This is a genomic window from Methylobacterium sp. J-030 (assembly GCF_022829545.1).
GTDB lineage: Bacteria > Pseudomonadota > Alphaproteobacteria > Rhizobiales > Beijerinckiaceae > Methylobacterium.
In genome coordinates this window covers 1-15,233 of sequence record NZ_JAKSYM010000329.1, presented here as the reverse complement: position 1 = coordinate 15,233, position 15,233 = coordinate 1, and the positions used below count along the sequence as shown (strand labels likewise).

Below are 15,233 nucleotides of genomic sequence, written 5' to 3'. Positions count from 1 at the left end.
CTGGGGACGGGAAATGGTACCGTGCATGGCGCTATACCGAGCCGAGATGCCGCGCACCCCCTCCCCCCTCTGCGGGGGCGGGAATGCGCTCAGACCGTCGCGCTCGAATGCCGCCATCACGCTGTCACCGCCTCCCCCATCCCCCCCGAGAGCCGCCGTTCCGTGCGGGCGCACAGCTCCGCCAGCCCCTTTCCGGTCGTGACCATCACCACCCGCCCCCGCGCGGCCGGCCGGACCCCGCGCAGAGCTGGGGCCGGCAACTCACGACAACTGCCTCGCGAAACTGTGGCACCGCACCGTACGGCTGCGCTCGGGGCGGATCTAGGAGGCGGGGGCAGCGTGATGGCGACATTCGAGCGCGACGGTCTGTGCGCATTCCCTCCCCCCGCCGCGGGGGAGGGTGGCCCGCGAAGCGGGTCGGGAGAGGGGAGCGACGGTGCAGGACAGGGCGTTGGCCTTCATGACGGTCGCGATCTTTACGGACGCGTCGCTCCCCTCTCCCGACCCCTGCTGACGCAGGGGCCACCCTCCCCCGCAGAGGGGGGAGGGGGTGCGCGGCATCTCGGCTCGGTATAGCGCCATGCACGGTACCATTTCCCGTCCCCAGCCCAATCCCCGCCGCATCCCGCTCACCCTGCGCCTCGCTTTGCGCGAGCTGCGCGCCGGCCTCTCCGGCTTCGGCGTGTTCCTGGCCTGCATCGCGCTGGGCGTCGCCGCCATCGCGGGGGTCGCGTCGATCTCGCGCTCGCTCTCTGACGGGCTCGGCCGGGAGGGTCAGCGGATCCTCGGGGGCGACCTCGCCTACAACCTCATCAACCGCGAGGCGACCGGCACGGAGCGGCAGGCCCTGGCGCGCGAGGGCCGGGTCGATAGCGTCGCCTTTCTGCGTGCCATGGCGGTGGCGCCGGGCGGCGACGCGGCCCTCGTCGAGCTGAAGGCGGTCGATCCCGCGACCTACCCGGAAGCGGGCGAACTCACGACCGACCCACCGGGCCGCCCCGCCGATCTGCTGTCGGATCGCGACGGCGTGCCGGGGGCGCTGGCCGACCCGGCGCTGCTGACCCGCCTCGCCGTCAAGGTCGGCGACCGGATCACGCTGGCCGGCCATCCGGTCGAGATCCGCGGCACCATCGTCTCCGAGCCCGACAAGATCGCGGGCGGCATCGGCTTCGGGCCGCGGCTGATGATCTCGGAGCCGACGCTGCGCGCCACCGGCCTCGTCCAGCCCGGCAGCCTCAACCGCTGGAGCTACCGCATCCTCCTGCCCCCCGGCACGCCGGATTCCGAGCTCGATGCCGCGCGCGAACGGATCCGCGCGGCAACCCCGGAGGCCGGCTGGGAGATCCGCGCGCGCACCAACGCCGATCCGCGCTTCGCCAAGAGCATCGAGCGGTTCACCCAGTTCCTGACCCTGGTGGGGCTGACCGCGCTGATCGTCGGCGGGGTCGGGGTCGGCAACGCCGTCCACGCCTTCGTGGAGCGCAAGCGCCCCTCGATCGCGACCCTCAAGAGCGTCGGCGCGCCGGGCTCGCAGGTGGTGGGCCTCTACCTCGTGCAGGTGATGCTGATCGCTGGCCTCGGCACTCTGATCGGCCTCGCGATCGGGGCGAGCCTGCCCTTCCTGCTCGACGCGCTGTTCTCAGCCGACCTGCCGCTGCCGCTCAACCCGACGCTGGCCCCGGGCGAGCTTGCGCTCGCCGCCGCCTACGGTCTGATCACCGCCTTCGCGTTCGCGATCACGCCGCTCGGCCGCGCCCACGACGTGCCGGTCTCCGGCCTGTTCCGCGATACCGTCGATCGCGCCCGGGTGAGCCCGCGCTGGCGCTACCGGATCGCGCTGGCCTTGAGCCTCGCGGCCCTGGTCGGCCTGTCGGTGGCGACCGCCTTCGACCGGCGGGTGGCGCTGATCTTCATCGCAGCCTCGGCCATCGCGTTCGGCCTGCTGCATGGGGTGGCGCTCGGCCTGATGGCGCTCGCCCGGCGCCTGCCGCATCCGCGCTGGCCGGCGCCGCGCATGGCGCTCGCCAACCTCCACCGGCCGGGCGCGCTGACGCCGGCCATCGTCCTGTCGCTCGGCCTCGGCGTGACGCTCCTCGTCACCTTGAGCCTGATCGACGCCAATGTCCGCCGCACGATCAGCGCGAGCCTGCCGGCCCGGGCGCCGAACCTCTTCTTCCTGGATATCCCCTCGCGGGACGCCGCCCAGTTCCGGGCGTTTCTGGCGCGCTCGGCGCCCAACGGAAAAATCGAGGACGTGCCGATGATGCGCGGCCGGATCGTCGCCCTGAACGGCGTGCCGGCGAGCAAGATTCGCCCGCCCGAGGACGCCGCCTGGGTGCTCGACGGCGACCGGGGCATCACCTACGCCGACGCGGTGCCGGAGGGCTCGAACCTCACCGAAGGGGCGTGGTGGAGCACCGAGCAGGGCGCCAAGCCGCTCGTCTCCTTCGAGGCCGACCTCGCCCGCCAGCTCGGCCTGAAGCTCGGCGACACGGTGACGGTGAACGTGCTCGGCCGCGACCTCACCGCGACGATCTTCAACCTGCGCCGGGTGGAGTGGCGCAACCTCGGCATCAACTTCGTGATGGTGTTCTCGCCCGGCACGTTCCGCGGCGCGCCGCATTCGGACCTCGCCACGCTGACGCTGCCCGGTGGCACCGATGCGGGGACCGAGAACCACATCCTGCGGGACGTGGCCAAGACCTTCCCGTCGGTGAGTGCCGTGCGGGTGAAGGACGCGCTCGATGCCATCGGCGACCTCGTCGGCCGGCTGGTCCTGGCGATCCGCGGGGCGAGCGCGGTGGCGGTGCTGGCGAGCCTGTTCGTGCTGGCGGGCGCCATCGCGGCCGGCCACCGGGCGCGGCTCTACGATGCCGTGGTGCTCAAGGTGCTGGGGGCGAGCCGGTCCCGCCTGCTCTCGGCCTACGCCATCGAGTACGCGGCGCTCGGCCTCGCCACGGCCCTGTTCGGCCTCGCGGCCGGCACGCTCGCCGGCTGGGTGATCGTCGCCAAGGTGATGCACCTCGACTTCCGGCTGGACCTATCCGGGGCGCTGGCGGCGGCGCTCGCCGCGGTGGCGCTTGCGATCCTGCTCGGGCTGCTGGGCACATGGCGGATCCTGGGACAGAAGCCGGCGCCGTATCTGCGCCAGATCTGACGTCGGGCCTCGCCGACATCGCGCAGCGAAGCGACCCAGGTCAGCGCGACATCGGCAGGCGTGGCGCCGCTGGGTTGCTTCGCTCCGCTCGCAAAGACGGGGCGCATGACCGGCTGACGCATGAGGAAGCTGTTAAGATGTCGCGCACGGCCGTTGAACCGGCACCATCCCGGCAACCGCCAGTCGAACTGACGGCCGCGGCGCCGGAATGCATTTTAATCCCTGCGCTGATGGACAAAAATACATCGTCCGGACACGGAAAACCGGCCCCGCAACCGTAGCCGGGCACTTGTGCTGGCGGCGCCCGCGCAACATATTCCGGACCGAGGTGCCAGCCTGGCGCCAGAGGTCCTGCGTGGGCCTCGCCCGAAACACCACGCTGAGAGAGCCTCCGCAAGGAAACTCCCATGGCATTCGATAACAGCCCCTTCCGGTACGGCACCCAGCAGCCGACCGGCTACGCCGGCACCCAGGTCGAGGTCGACCAGGGCCTGCGGGCCTTCATGCTCGGCGTCTACAACAACATGGTCGTCGGGCTCGGGATCTCCGGTCTCGTCGCCCTCGGCCTGAACATGGCCTCGGTCGCGGCCTATCAGGGCACGCGCCCGATCCTGACCCCGTTCGGTCAGACCCTCTATCAGAGCCCGTTCAAGTGGGTGCTGATGCTCGCCCCGCTGGCGTTCATCTTCATCTTCTCGATGCGGATGGACCGGATGTCAGCCTCCTCGGCGCGGACGATGTTCTTCGCCTTCGCGGCGGTGATGGGTGCCTCGATGTCCTCGCTCCTGCTGGTCTTCACCGGCGCGAGCGTGGTGCAGGTGTTCTTCATTACGGCGGCGGCCTTCGGCTCGCTGAGCCTGTGGGGCTACACCACGAAGCGCAGCCTGTCGGGGATGGGCTCGTTCCTGATGATGGGCCTGATCGGCATCGTCCTCGCCTCGCTGGTGAACATCTTCTTCGCCTCGTCGGCGCTCCAGTTCGCCATCTCGGTGCTGGGCGTGCTGATCTTCGCGGGGCTGACCGCCTACGACACCCAGAAGCTGAAGGAGATGTATCTCTACGGCGGCTTCAATGGTGAGATGGCGGCCAAGATGTCGGTCAACGGCGCCCTGACGCTCTACCTCGACTTCATCAACATGTTCCAGTTCCTGCTGAGCCTGATCGGCGACCGCCGCTAAGCGAGACGGACTGCGTGACCGAAGAGACCCCGGCGGGTGACCGCCGGGGTCTCTTTTTGCCTGACCGGCCGGCGCGCTGGCGCTACCCTGCCGCCATGCTGAGAATCACCGGCCTCTCCGCCTTTCCGATCACGCCGAGCGACGCCGACGGCCGCGTCGAGGCCGATGCCCTGCGCCGGCTGCTCGAGCCGCTGGCGGCGGCCGGGGTCGATTCGATCGGACTGCTCGGCAGCACCGGCACCTACGCCTACCTGTCCCGGGACGAGCGGCGGCGCGCGGTGGAGATCGCCGCCGACACCGTATCCGGCCGGGCGCCACTCCTGGTCGGCATCGGCGCGTTGCGCACCGACGAGGCGATCCGTCTGGCCCGGGACGCGCGGGCGGCCGGCGCGGCCGCGGGTCTCCTCGCGCCGGTCTCCTACACGCCGCTCACCGACGCCGAGGTCGTCACGCATTTCGAGGCTGTGGCCGGGGAGGGCGGCCTGCCGCTCGTAATCTACGACAACCCCGCGACCACGCATTTCCGCTTCTCGCCGGCGCTGATTGGCCGGATCGCGCGCCTGCCCGGCGTGATCGCCGCCAAGTGCCCGGCGCCGGCGCCGGACGCCGCCGCGACCGGGGTCGCCGCGCTGCGGTCCGCCGGACCGGCCGACTTCCCTATCGGCTTCAGCGGCGACTGGAACGCCGCCGAGGCCCTGATCGCCGGGGGTGCCGCGTGGTTCAGCGTGGCCGCAGGCCTGTTTCCGCAGGCGTGCCTCGCCATCGTCCGGGCAGCCGAGGCGGGCGACGCCGACCGCGCCCGGGCGCTCGATGCGGCCCTCGAACCGCTCTGGGCGCTGTTCAAGGCCCATTCGAGCCTGCGGGTGGTCTACGCGCTGGCCGGGATCCTGGGCCTGTGCCGGGCCGAGCCGCCGCGTCCGATCCGGCCGCTGCCGCCGGCGGTCGAGGCCGAGATCGCCGGGACGCTCCTGGGGCTGTCCCTGTCGTGAGATCGAACGGCCACACGGTGTCCGTTTGAACGCCGCGATCGAGGCTGCCCTCGGCATCATCGCGAGCGCGGCGACGTCACGCAGGGCAGCGCGACGCCGGGAGATGTGGCGCCGCTGGATGGCTTCGCTCCGCTCGCAAGGACGGCCACACCGACGTCATCGCCTGGAACCGGTTCAGACCGCCCGGGGCGCCGGCTCCAGCACCGCGATCACCCGGGCGAGTTCGGCGCCGCGCTTCAGGATCTGGCCGCTGGCGGCGATCACCGCGTAGGCGCCCTGGCGGCGGGCGAGCCGCGGATCCTTCTCGATCCGGTAGAGCGGCATCTCGGACGAGCGGCGGTAGATCGAGAACACCGCCTTGTCGCGCCTGAAGTCGAGGGCGTAATCGCGCCACTCCCCCGCCGCGACCTGCCGACCGTAGAGGTTGAAGATCACACGCAGCTCGTCCTTGTTGAAGGCGATCTGGGGCGGCGCCGCTCGGGCCGGGAAGGGAATCACATGGCCTGCCGCCTCGTCGGGCCCCGGCCCAGCGCCCATCCTCTCGGTCATCCTGACTCCCGCGCATCCTCGCTTTGCCGGATGATGGCCCCCGCCGCGGCCGCCCGCAAGGGTGGGGCCGGGGCGCATTTGTGTCGTCCGAGACACACCCAAGCGACAAAAAACACCGTTCCGCCCAATTCGTGCCTTTTGCGGGCCGCGTTGCACCGGCACAACAGGCATCGAACCTCGCCGGGCTCTGACCGGCCGGCGCCGCGATCCAGCTCCCCAGCCATCGGTCGCCGGTCGGGATTCCAGGACCCGGCACTCCGAGGTTTCGAGACCCAAGACTTCAGGCCGCCCCATCCGGGCGGCCTTTTTTCTGTTCCGGTCCGGGCCGGGATGCCTGTATGCCACGGGACGATCATGGGGGAGCCATGGGGCCGCCCGCCTTCGACGACGCCTTCCTGCAGGATCTCGACGCGCTGTTCGCGTGGCGCCGGGACGTGCGCCGGTTCCGGACCGACCCGGTCGATGCGGGCGAGCTCGACGCGTGCCTCGCGGCGGCCCATCGGGCGCCCTCGGTCGGCAACAGCCGGCCCTGGCGCTTCGTGCGCGTCTCGGATCCCGGCCGGCGCGCCGCCATCATCGAAAGCTTCGGCCGCTGCAACGCGGCGGCGGCGGAACGCTACGAGGCCGACCGGGCGGCGCGCTATCGGTCGCTGAAGCTCGCCGGCCTGCGGGAGGCGCCGATCCACCTCGCGGCCTTCTGCGACGGGGCGACCGAGACAGGCCTCGGGCTCGGCCGGGCCAGCATGCCGGAGACCCTGGCGTATTCGGTGGTCGGGGCGATCCAGTGCTTCTGGCTGGCGGCGCGGGCGCGGGGGCTCGGCGTCGGCTGGGTCTCGATCCTCGAACCCGAGGCGGTGACGGCGATCCTGGCGGTGCCCGAGACGTGGCGGCTCGTCGCCTACCTGTGCGTGGGCCACCCGGTGGAGGAGCACCGCGATCCCGAACTGGAGCGCCACGGCTGGCAGGCCGAGGACGCGCGCGGCCGCAGGTTGTTCGAACGCTGAGCCGCCGCACCGCAAGGTCCGACGCCGTGCCGAAGCCCCTGGCCCGCGCATTTACGTTGCTGCTTTACCGTGATCAGGGGTTTCAGGAGCCATCCACGTATCAACCATAGCTTTCCCTGGAACGACAAGCTCGGCCGTGGATTACTGGCCCGCGGTTACTCTTGTTTGTCGAGGAACGAGTTATGTCGGGTCGAGTGGCGGCTTTATTTGGTTTGGCCGGCGCGATGCTGGCCGGATGTTTCGGCGGCGCGCAGGCACGGGAGATCGTGCCGTTTCAGAACGGCGTCGCGCCGGGCTCGATCGTGATCAGCGTGACGCAGCGCAAGCTCTATCTGGTGAACGGCGACGGGACGGCGATCCGCTATCCCGTGGCGGTGGGCAAGCCCGGCAAGCAATGGTTCGGCATCAAGCCGATCGACGGCAAGTACGTGGCGCCGGCCTGGTCGCCCCCGGCCGAGGTGAAGCGCGACAACCCGCGCCTGCCGAACCTGATCGCGGGCGGCTCGCCGCACAACCCGATGGGCGCGGCGGCCATGACGCTGGCGGGGGGCGAGTACGCGATTCACGGCACCAACCGCCCGGGGTCGGTCGGCACCTACGCGTCCTATGGCTGCATCCGGATGTACAACCAGGACGTGGTCGATCTCTACGCCCGGGTCGATGTCGGCACGCCGGTCTACATGACGCACTGACGGCCGACGACGCGCGAGCGGATAGCGTCAGGGGCCGGCGATGCGGGCCTCGGCGCCGCGATGAAGGCCTCGACCGCCGCCAGCCTCCGTTCGATCTCCGGCTTGTCCGGCGCGGGCTCGGCCGTATGGGGATCATCGGCCGGATAGCGGAAGGCGGTCGCCCAGGGTGTCAGGTCGGCGAGGACGTGCGCCTGCGCCTGCGCGCTGCCGGGTATGAGCGCGGCGAGCGCATTCAGATCGTGCCCGGCGCCCCTCCCGCGTGGATACCGGATCCCGGCCGCGACGAGGATCGCCTTGAAGGCCTTTTCGGCCGCTTGGTGGACGTGGAACGCCGCGTCCTCCGGTTCAGGGGGATCGATATGCAGCCGTCGCGCCGAGAGCGCATCCTGCCGCGCCTTCCTGATCCATGCGGTGGCGTCCTGCGCGCTCATCGCGCGGCGTCCGCCTTCCTGTCGAAGAGAAGAATGCCGTCCTGCGCCACATCATGCGCCAAAGCGTTGATATCGGTGCGGCGCGTCTCGAAGATGCTGCGCCGCATCGGCGTGATCTGGATGGCGAGGCCGACGTCGCGCACGGCCTGCCAGAGCGCGCTCGGCATGTACACGCCGGGGGGATGTCGTCATCGAGCAGGACGCAGAGGTCCCAGTCACTGCCCGGATCGTGATCGCCGCGGGCGCGGCTGCCGAACAGGATGACGCGCTCCACCGGCGCGATCGATTGAAGACGCGCCACCGCCGCTGTGAGCGGCGGCGGAAGGCTCTCCTGAACAGGCAGATTGCGCATGGGCAGAGTATACCGCACTGCGCGGCGATGTGCAGGACTGGGATGCGATCCCAGAGGACGGAACCGGGTTCGGAATGATGCTCAGCCGGCTGGCGGCGCGGTCGCCTCGACGGCCGTGAAGGTCTCCAGGATCCGGTAGGTGTGCTCGGCCCCGGCCGGCACGCAGTAGGAATCGCCGGCCGCGAGCGCCACCGTCTCGCCATCCACCACAAGCTCCGCCCGGCCGCTGATCACGTAGCCCACGGTCTCGTGGGGGGAGGTGGTCATCGGCTTGTCGGAATTCGGCTCCTCGCCGCGCCACATGCGCAGGCCGAGCCGCTCGCCCTGGGCCAGGGTGATCTCCCCGTGCGGACCCTCGGCCGCACCACGAGCCGATACCTTCGTCGCCATCACGTGCTCTCCCTGTCGGTCAGGCAGGGGCAACGGCCCTCGGGCCACCGCGTTCCGGCGTCAGAAGTCGACCGCGAGGCCCTTCACCTCCCAATCGTCGTAGCGCACCGGCTCCAGGCCGCCGCGGCCCTGGCGCTCCGGCTCGGCGCTGATCTCGGCCGCGCGGGCGTCGATCGCCGCGCGGCGCTCGGCCGCTTCGGCCAGCGCGCGCTCGGCCGCGGGGCTCAGCGGGCGGGGGGCGGCACCGGCCGGGTTCGGGTCCTGTCCATTCGGGTCTTGCATCGCGCTCGCTCGGGTGTGAGGGCGTGGGTCGAGAGAATTCGGCCTCGGAGCAGAAGTGGCATCGCGGGACATCGGCCGCAACACGCGGACTCAGACTTCACCGCAAAGCGCAGGCACCGATGCGGCGGGCCTCGGTGCCCGGCGGGCGGCGCAGCAGGCGGTCGCGGCCCTGATCGGCCAGGAGCGCCCGCCCGCCCTGGACGAGGCCCTCGCCCAGGCGGTCCGCGCCGAGGCCCTGACGCCGGCCGATGCCGCCCTGGCGCGGGCCATCGCGGTCGCGACGTTCCGACGCTACGGGCAGATCCGCACGGCCCTCGCCCAGCGGCTGGAGCGCGGGCTCCCGGCCGCCAAGCCCCAGCTCACCGCGCTGCTGGCCACCGCGACGGCCCAGATCCTCGATCTCGCGGTCCCCGACCACGCCGCCGTCGATCTCGCGGTGCGGCTCGCCAAGGGGGACAACCGGACGGCCCATCTCGCCGGCCTCGTCAACGCGGTGCTGCGCCGGATCGCCCGGGAGCGCGACGCGATCCTGGCCGAGGGCGCCGACGCGCTCGCCACCAACACCCCGGACTGGCTCGTCCGCCGCTGGAGCGCCGCCTACGGGCCGGAGCGCGCGGGGGCGATCGCGCGGGCGCATCTTGCGGGCGCCGCCATCGACTTGACCCCGCGGGGCGATCCGGCGGACTGGGCCGAGCGGCTCGGCGCCGTGGTGCTGCCGACCGGCTCCCTGCGCCTGCCGGAGAACGGGCCGGCGATCCCCGAGCTGCCGGGTTTTTCGGACGGCGCGTGGTGGGTGCAGGACGCCGCCGCGGCGATCCCGGCCCGCCTGCTCGCGCCGGGGCCCGGCACCCGCGTGCTCGATCTCTGCGCCGCCCCCGGCGGCAAGACCCTGCAGCTCGCCGCCACGGGGGCGCGCGTCACCGCGGTCGACCGTTCCGCGCCGCGGCTGGAGCGCCTGCACGAGAACGTCGCGCGGCTGGGCTTCGACGTGGAGATCGTGGTCGGGGATGCGCTGGCGCTGGAGGGGCGGGACCACGACGCGGTACTCCTCGACGCGCCCTGCTCGGCCACCGGCACGATCCGGCGCCATCCGGACGTGGCCTGGACCAAGGCGGAGGCCGACATCGCCCGGCTCGCCGGGCTTCAGGGCAAGCTCCTCAACCACGCGGCCGGGCTGGTGCGGCCGGGCGGAATCTTGGTCTATTGCACCTGCTCGCTGGAGCCGGAGGAGGGCGAGGCGCAGGTCGCAGCCCTCCTGGAGCGCGATCCGCGGTTCACGCGCGTGCCGGTGCGAGTCGAGGAGGTCGGCGGCGCGGCTGAGATGATCGACGCGAACGGCGATCTGCGCACGCTGCCCTGCCATCTCGCCGACGTTCCGGGTGCGCGCGGTGGGCTCGACGGGTTCTTCGCGAGCCGGCTGCAGCGTGCGGGATGACGGGCCAGCGGGGCCATGGTGCCCCGCAGCACCCATGTGCCGCGCTCGGTTCCCTCACCCAAAAAATCGGTCTACACGGCCGCTCTCTCGAAACCGCTTACCTGCCCCGTATGCAGGACTGAGCCCGGAGACATCTGAACCATGCCGATTCTCACCTTCCCCGACGGCAACACCCGGGAGATCGCCGCCGGCATCACCGGCCGCACCGTGGTCGAGGGCATCGCCAAGTCGCTGGCCAAGCGCACCGTCGCCATGGCGCTCGACGGCACCGTCGCCGACCTCGACGACCCGATCGCGCGCGACGCCCGAATCGAGTTCCTCGACCGCACCGACCCGCGCAGCCTGGAGCTGATCCGGCACGATTGCGCCCACGTCCTCGCCGAGGCCGTGCAGGCGCTCTGGCCGGAGACGCAGGTGACGATCGGCCCGGTGATCGAGAACGGCTTCTACTACGACTTCTACCGCGAGACCCCGTTCACGCCGGAGGATTTCCCGAAGATCGAGGCGAAGATGCGCGAAATCATCGCGCGCGACGCACCGTTTACGAAAGAAGTCTGGACGCGCGCGGACGTGCGGGCGCTGTTCGCCGGCAAGGACGAAAAATTCAAGGTTGAGTTGGTCGATGCGATCCCGCCGGGCGAGGATCTGAAGATCTACCGCCAGGGCGACTGGTTCGACCTCTGCCGCGGCCCGCACATGACCTCGACCGGCAAGGTCGGCACCGCCTTCAAGCTGATGAAGGTCGCGGGCGCCTACTGGCGGGGTGATTCGAACAACCCGATGCTGACCCGCATCTACGGCACCGCCTGGGCGGCGCAGGCCGATCTCGACGGCTACCTGCACCGGCTGGAGGAGGCCGAGCGCCGGGACCACCGCCGGCTCGGCCGGGAGATGGACCTGTTCCACTTCCAGGAAGAGGGGCCGGGCGTCGTGTTCTGGCACGCCAAGGGCTGGACGATCTTCCAGGAGCTGATCGCCTACATGCGCCGCCGCCTGAAGGGCGACTACGCCGAGGTGAACGCGCCGCAGATCCTCGACAAGGCCCTGTGGGAGACCTCCGGCCACTGGGGCTGGTACCGGGAGAACATGTTCGCCGCGCAATCGGCCGGCGAGGAGGCCGAGGACAAGCGCTGGTTCGCCCTCAAGCCGATGAACTGCCCGGGCCACGTGCAGATCTTCAAGCACGGGCTGAAGTCCTACCGCGACCTGCCCCTCCGCATGGCCGAGTTCGGCATCGTGCACCGCTACGAGCCGTCGGGCGCCATGCACGGGCTGATGCGCGTGCGCGGCTTCACGCAGGACGACGCCCACGTGTTCTGTACCGAGGACCAGCTCGCCGACGAGTGCCTGAAGATCAACGACCTGATCCTCTCCACCTACGCGGATTTCGGCTTCGACCAGATCGTGGTGAAGCTCTCGACCCGGCCCGAGAAGCGCGTCGGCTCCGACGCGCTCTGGGACCACGCCGAGGCGGTGATGACCCGGGTTCTGGCGCAGATCGAGGAACAGTCCGCCGGCCGGATCAGGACCGCCGTGAACCCGGGGGAGGGCGCCTTCTACGGGCCGAAATTCGAGTACGTGCTGCGCGACGCGATCGGCCGCGACTGGCAATGCGGGACCACGCAGGTGGACTTCAACCTGCCCGAGCGGTTCGGCGCCTTCTACATCGACGCCGACGGCGCCCGGAAGCCACCCGTCATGGTCCACCGGGCGATCTGCGGCTCGATGGAGCGCTTCACCGGCATCCTGATCGAGCATTTCGCCGGGCACTTCCCGCTCTGGCTCGCGCCGGTGCAGGTGGTGGTGGCGACGATCACCGGCGAGGCCGATCCGTACGCTCGGGACGTCATCCGCGCCCTGGAGCGGACCGGCCTGCGGGTCGAGGCGGATCTGCGCAACGAGAAGATCAACTACAAGGTCCGCGAGCACTCGCTGGCCAAGGTGCCGGTGCTGCTGGCGCTGGGCAAGCGCGAGGCGGAGGAGCGGACGGTCTCGATCCGGCGGCTCGGCAGCCAGCAGACCCGCACGCTGCCGCTGACCGAGGCGGTGGCGGCCTTCGTGGCGGAGGCGACCGCGCCGGATCTCCGCCGGGCCGAGGCCGTGGCCGAGACGGTCCCGACCAGCGACACGGTGCTCGACGGGCATCATGTGGTGCAGCCCGCGCCCTGAGGGGCGCCGCGCGTCGCCCTCCCCCCTTGCGGGGGAAGGGGGTGCCGCAGGATCGGTTATTCTCGTTCTCGAACGGAGATCAATGAACCCGCCCGCCGCGGCAATCTGACAGTCGATCAGAGACATCCGGAAACATCCGCGACACGGGATTACAGTATCGGGTCCGAACCATCCGGAGGGATTCATGACCCGCCTCGCCTGCGCCATCGTCTTGGCCGCCGTCGCGAGCGGTGCCGTGGCGCAGGAGCGGATCGACACGCGCGCCCTGTCCTGCGCCGCCCTGCGGGCCCGCGTCGCCCGGGACCACACGGTGATCCTCGTGCGGAGCGAGACCGCCTACGAGACCGTCCATCAGGATTCCGGATCGTGCCAGCAGGACGAGACCGGCCCCGGCCTTCGAGCCGTCGGCCGACGTCCCGTCCTGCTGGGCGGGCTGGCGCTGCACCCAGCGCAACAGCGACGGCGGCCCGCGCTGAGCCGCCGCTGGCCCTCAGCGCACCTTCTCGTGCTCCGCGAGGCCGACGGCCCTGTAATCGTAGGTCGGGTAGAACTCGGTGCGGTAGGCGCCCCAGGCGGTGTCCTCGAGGACGCGGTTGACCTCGCGGAGCCGGCTGGCGGGCAGCCGCAGGGTGACGATCTGCCCGATCCCCATGACCACGTTCCAGGCGACGACCTCGACCCCGGGCGGCGGGAAGGCCTTGTAGAAGCCCTGCCGGGCGAGCTGCGCGTTCAGCTCGGCGAGCGGGCGGGACTGATCGTGGCGCAGGAAGACCGTCAGCAGGACGGCGTTGTCCGGCGTCGCCGTCGCGGAGCCCGCCGGGGGCGGCGGCGCCGTCTGCGCCCGCACCGTCGGGGGGAGGGCGCAGATCAGCGCGAGCGCCGCCGCAAGGAATCCGATCGTACCTGTCGCCCGTCTCATCTGCTGCCCTCGACTGCCCGCGCCGAGCATCAACGCGAAGCGGCGGGGGGATATCCCGGCGTCAGCCCTGCTCGATGTCGTAGGAGAGCCGCAGGCGCAGGCGGACCACGCCCTGCGCGTCGCGCACCGCGATGACGTAGTCCTGCCGCTCCCGCGGATCCGACAGGCCCTGGGCGATGCGGGTCATCATCCGCACCGCCTGCGCCCGCGCCGCGATCAGGTCGGGGACATCAAAACCTTCATGGTCGCGGACGAGGTTGGTGCCGTCATGGATGTCGATGAAATAGCGGGGCACGGGCTCTGGCTCAGCGAGCGCATTCGCCCGCAAGAATCATTATCCGTTGTTTCTACGTAGTTTCGGCCCGACTATAAACATGCGTTGCGTGTGTCGCATGAAAAGAAGCGGGTGCCTGTCAGCGACGGGGTTCAACCGCCGAGCAGGCTCTCGGCGAAATCGTCCGGGACGGCGCCGAACTGGCCGAGGATCACCACGCTGTCGAGTTCGCCGGTCTCGTCGTCGGCGACGACCTTGAGGGCCGCCGCGCCGGGCATGCGCGCGGCCAGCGCCTCCGCCTTCTTGAGGGCGCCGAACTCGCTCTGCGCGGGCTCCTGACGCGCGGGCCGCAGGCGGTTGCGATGCAGCTCGAACGGTTGCACCACGAAGGTGGTCTTCAGGGCCATACCGGTCTCCTGCTGCGGACGGCGTCTCATAGACTGCGCGTCGTCACCCCGAGCGCCAGGAGGATGTAGGCGCCGATGAAGAACCATTGCCGGTGCGCCACGACGGTGCGTCCCACCATCGGTATCCGCGTGTACAGGCTGGCGACGGCGAGGCCGATCAGGACGGCCGACACGAGGAAGGTCAGGAGGCGCGGGGCGGAGAGCGTGGGCATCGGCCATGCTGGCCGCGACAGGCTTACCGGACCGTTACCGGTCGAGCCCGGGGACGAGGGGACGCTCACCCGTCAAAGGCCCCTTGGAACCCGGGAGCAGCCCGACCTCAGCCAGCCAGAGCGCCATGATTGCCCCTGCGATCAGCGTCGCCAGCGAAGCCAGACGTCCGGTCCACCGCCGCAGGACGATCATCATCACCAGAACGGTGAGCAGGGCGAGGAGGAGGGCTACCATGAGCATGGGGGCGCAATGCCACATCGCGGTCTCGACGTCACCACGGACGCATCGCGCCGCCGGCATCGCCGTTCGGATACCTCAAGCTCTTGGTAGCAGATATTCCTGAACTCTAGGTGGATCGCTGAATCGTTTCGCAGCCTGGGAAAAACACTCGCGCAGTCGACCACGTAGCCGCGGCGCGACAGCCAAGATCTGTGCGACGGTTGCCGAAAATACCCGCCCACCGGCCGTGGCAGGCATGCCAATCATGCACCGGAAGCCGGTTCATGAACAATTTTGTAACTTGCATTCAGCGAGCAGAAGTAGCAAATCACTTGTGAGGGGCACACTAGGAACCTTGAAGTGACAGAAGAAACCACCGGGCCAACCCCCAACTTCATCGAGTTGGCCGGCGACATTGTCGCTGCCTACGTATCGAACAATCCCGTCCCGGCCGCTGAGCTGCCTGCCCTGATCGCCCGGGTGCACGGGGCCGTCTCCGGCCTCGCCTCCGGTACCCTGACGGCAGAGACCGGCGCGACCGCGCAGGCCGAGATCGACCGGCCCAGCGCCGCC

General features: G+C 70.6%; 18 protein-coding genes and 1 pseudogene. 8 read left to right on the top strand and 11 right to left on the bottom strand.

The annotated features are described in order from the left end of the window. Positions 1 to 580 precede the first annotated feature (580 nt). The 3 genes from MKK75_RS25800 (at position 581) to MKK75_RS25790 (ending at position 5,324) form a co-directional block, all read left to right on the top strand. Positions 581 to 3,157: an ABC transporter permease gene (locus tag MKK75_RS25800; protein WP_244045351.1), complete on the top strand. Its 2,577-nt coding sequence runs from the start codon at positions 581 to 583 to the stop codon at positions 3,155 to 3,157. Positions 3,158 to 3,564: 407 nt separating this feature from the next. After that, a complete protein-coding gene (locus MKK75_RS25795) occupies positions 3,565 to 4,335 on the top strand; it encodes a Bax inhibitor-1/YccA family protein (protein ID WP_244045350.1) in 771 nt (256 codons plus the stop codon). A 95-nt stretch (positions 4,336 to 4,430) separates the two neighbouring features. Continuing rightward, positions 4,431 to 5,324 (top strand): dihydrodipicolinate synthase family protein, encoded by an 894-nt coding sequence (locus tag MKK75_RS25790; RefSeq protein WP_244045353.1) that lies wholly within the window; start codon positions 4,431 to 4,433, stop codon positions 5,322 to 5,324. A 174-nt stretch (positions 5,325 to 5,498) separates the two neighbouring features. Here the strand turns inward: MKK75_RS25790 and MKK75_RS25785 are convergent, their stop codons facing one another. Beyond that, a complete protein-coding gene (locus tag MKK75_RS25785) occupies positions 5,499 to 5,873 on the bottom strand; it encodes a DUF2794 domain-containing protein (protein ID WP_244045349.1) in 375 nt (124 codons plus the stop codon). 338 nt (positions 5,874 to 6,211) lie between these two features. Between MKK75_RS25785 and bluB the strand changes: the two genes are divergently transcribed. Next, entirely contained in the window at positions 6,212 to 6,877 is a 666-nt protein-coding gene (bluB, locus tag MKK75_RS25780; RefSeq protein WP_409567610.1) for a 5,6-dimethylbenzimidazole synthase, read from the top strand. 182 nt (positions 6,878 to 7,059) lie between these two features. After that, on the top strand, positions 7,060 to 7,569 hold the full coding sequence (locus tag MKK75_RS25775; protein ID WP_244045348.1) for a L,D-transpeptidase: 510 nt from the start codon (positions 7,060 to 7,062) through the stop codon (positions 7,567 to 7,569). Here MKK75_RS25775 and MKK75_RS25770 read toward each other — a convergent pair. The 5 genes and pseudogenes from MKK75_RS25770 to MKK75_RS25750 all read right to left on the bottom strand — a co-directional run bounded on the left by MKK75_RS25770 (position 7,554) and on the right by MKK75_RS25750 (position 9,024). Next, on the bottom strand, positions 7,554 to 8,000 hold the full coding sequence (locus MKK75_RS25770) for a HEPN domain-containing protein (RefSeq protein ID WP_244045347.1): 447 nt from the start codon (positions 7,998 to 8,000) through the stop codon (positions 7,554 to 7,556). The genes MKK75_RS25775 and MKK75_RS25770 overlap by 16 nt on opposite strands. Continuing rightward, positions 7,997 to 8,167 carry a hypothetical protein gene (locus tag MKK75_RS25765; protein ID WP_244045354.1) on the bottom strand — a complete coding sequence of 57 codons (171 nt, stop codon included), beginning with the start codon at positions 8,165 to 8,167 and terminating at the stop codon, positions 7,997 to 7,999. Before MKK75_RS25765 ends, MKK75_RS25770 begins: the two co-directional genes overlap by 4 nt. 62 nt (positions 8,168 to 8,229) lie before the next feature. Further along, positions 8,230 to 8,352, bottom strand: a pseudogene (locus MKK75_RS25760) (hypothetical protein); the annotation flags it as partial. A gap of 81 nt (positions 8,353 to 8,433) precedes the next feature. Beyond that, entirely contained in the window at positions 8,434 to 8,742 is a 309-nt protein-coding gene (locus MKK75_RS25755) for a cupin domain-containing protein (RefSeq protein ID WP_244045346.1), read from the bottom strand. 60 nt (positions 8,743 to 8,802) lie between these two features. Further along, entirely contained in the window at positions 8,803 to 9,024 is a 222-nt protein-coding gene (locus MKK75_RS25750) for a DUF1674 domain-containing protein (protein WP_244045345.1), read from the bottom strand. Between the two features lie 55 nt (positions 9,025 to 9,079). On the opposite strand from MKK75_RS25750, the gene MKK75_RS25745 reads away from it, so the two are divergent. Beyond that, on the top strand, positions 9,080 to 10,459 hold the full coding sequence (locus MKK75_RS25745) for an RsmB/NOP family class I SAM-dependent RNA methyltransferase (protein WP_244045344.1): 1,380 nt from the start codon (positions 9,080 to 9,082) through the stop codon (positions 10,457 to 10,459). A 141-nt stretch (positions 10,460 to 10,600) separates the two neighbouring features. Next, entirely contained in the window at positions 10,601 to 12,628 is a 2,028-nt protein-coding gene (gene thrS / locus MKK75_RS25740; RefSeq protein WP_244045343.1) for a threonine--tRNA ligase, read from the top strand. Positions 12,629 to 13,118: 490 nt separating this feature from the next. Here thrS and MKK75_RS25735 read toward each other — a convergent pair whose 3' ends face one another. The 5 genes from MKK75_RS25735 to MKK75_RS25715 all read right to left on the bottom strand — a co-directional run bounded on the left by MKK75_RS25735 (position 13,119) and on the right by MKK75_RS25715 (position 14,681). Continuing rightward, a complete protein-coding gene (locus tag MKK75_RS25735) occupies positions 13,119 to 13,547 on the bottom strand; it encodes a hypothetical protein (protein ID WP_244045342.1) in 429 nt (142 codons plus the stop codon). Positions 13,548 to 13,608: 61 nt separating this feature from the next. After that, positions 13,609 to 13,842 carry a DUF6894 family protein gene (locus tag MKK75_RS25730; protein WP_244045341.1) on the bottom strand — a complete coding sequence of 78 codons (234 nt, stop codon included), beginning with the start codon at positions 13,840 to 13,842 and terminating at the stop codon, positions 13,609 to 13,611. 131 nt (positions 13,843 to 13,973) lie between these two features. After that, entirely contained in the window at positions 13,974 to 14,228 is a 255-nt protein-coding gene (locus MKK75_RS25725; RefSeq protein WP_244045340.1) for a hypothetical protein, read from the bottom strand. A gap of 26 nt (positions 14,229 to 14,254) precedes the next feature. Next, complete coding sequence (locus MKK75_RS25720) at positions 14,255 to 14,440, bottom strand: hypothetical protein (RefSeq protein ID WP_244045339.1); 186 nt, start codon at positions 14,438 to 14,440, stop codon at positions 14,255 to 14,257. Between the two features lie 34 nt (positions 14,441 to 14,474). Further along, complete coding sequence (locus tag MKK75_RS25715) at positions 14,475 to 14,681, bottom strand: hypothetical protein (RefSeq protein ID WP_244045338.1); 207 nt, start codon at positions 14,679 to 14,681, stop codon at positions 14,475 to 14,477. A gap of 339 nt (positions 14,682 to 15,020) precedes the next feature. On the opposite strand from MKK75_RS25715, the gene MKK75_RS25710 reads away from it, so the two are divergent. Continuing rightward, the coding region (locus tag MKK75_RS25710) for a MucR family transcriptional regulator (protein ID WP_244045337.1) at positions 15,021 to 15,233 on the top strand (213 nt) is incomplete at its 3' end.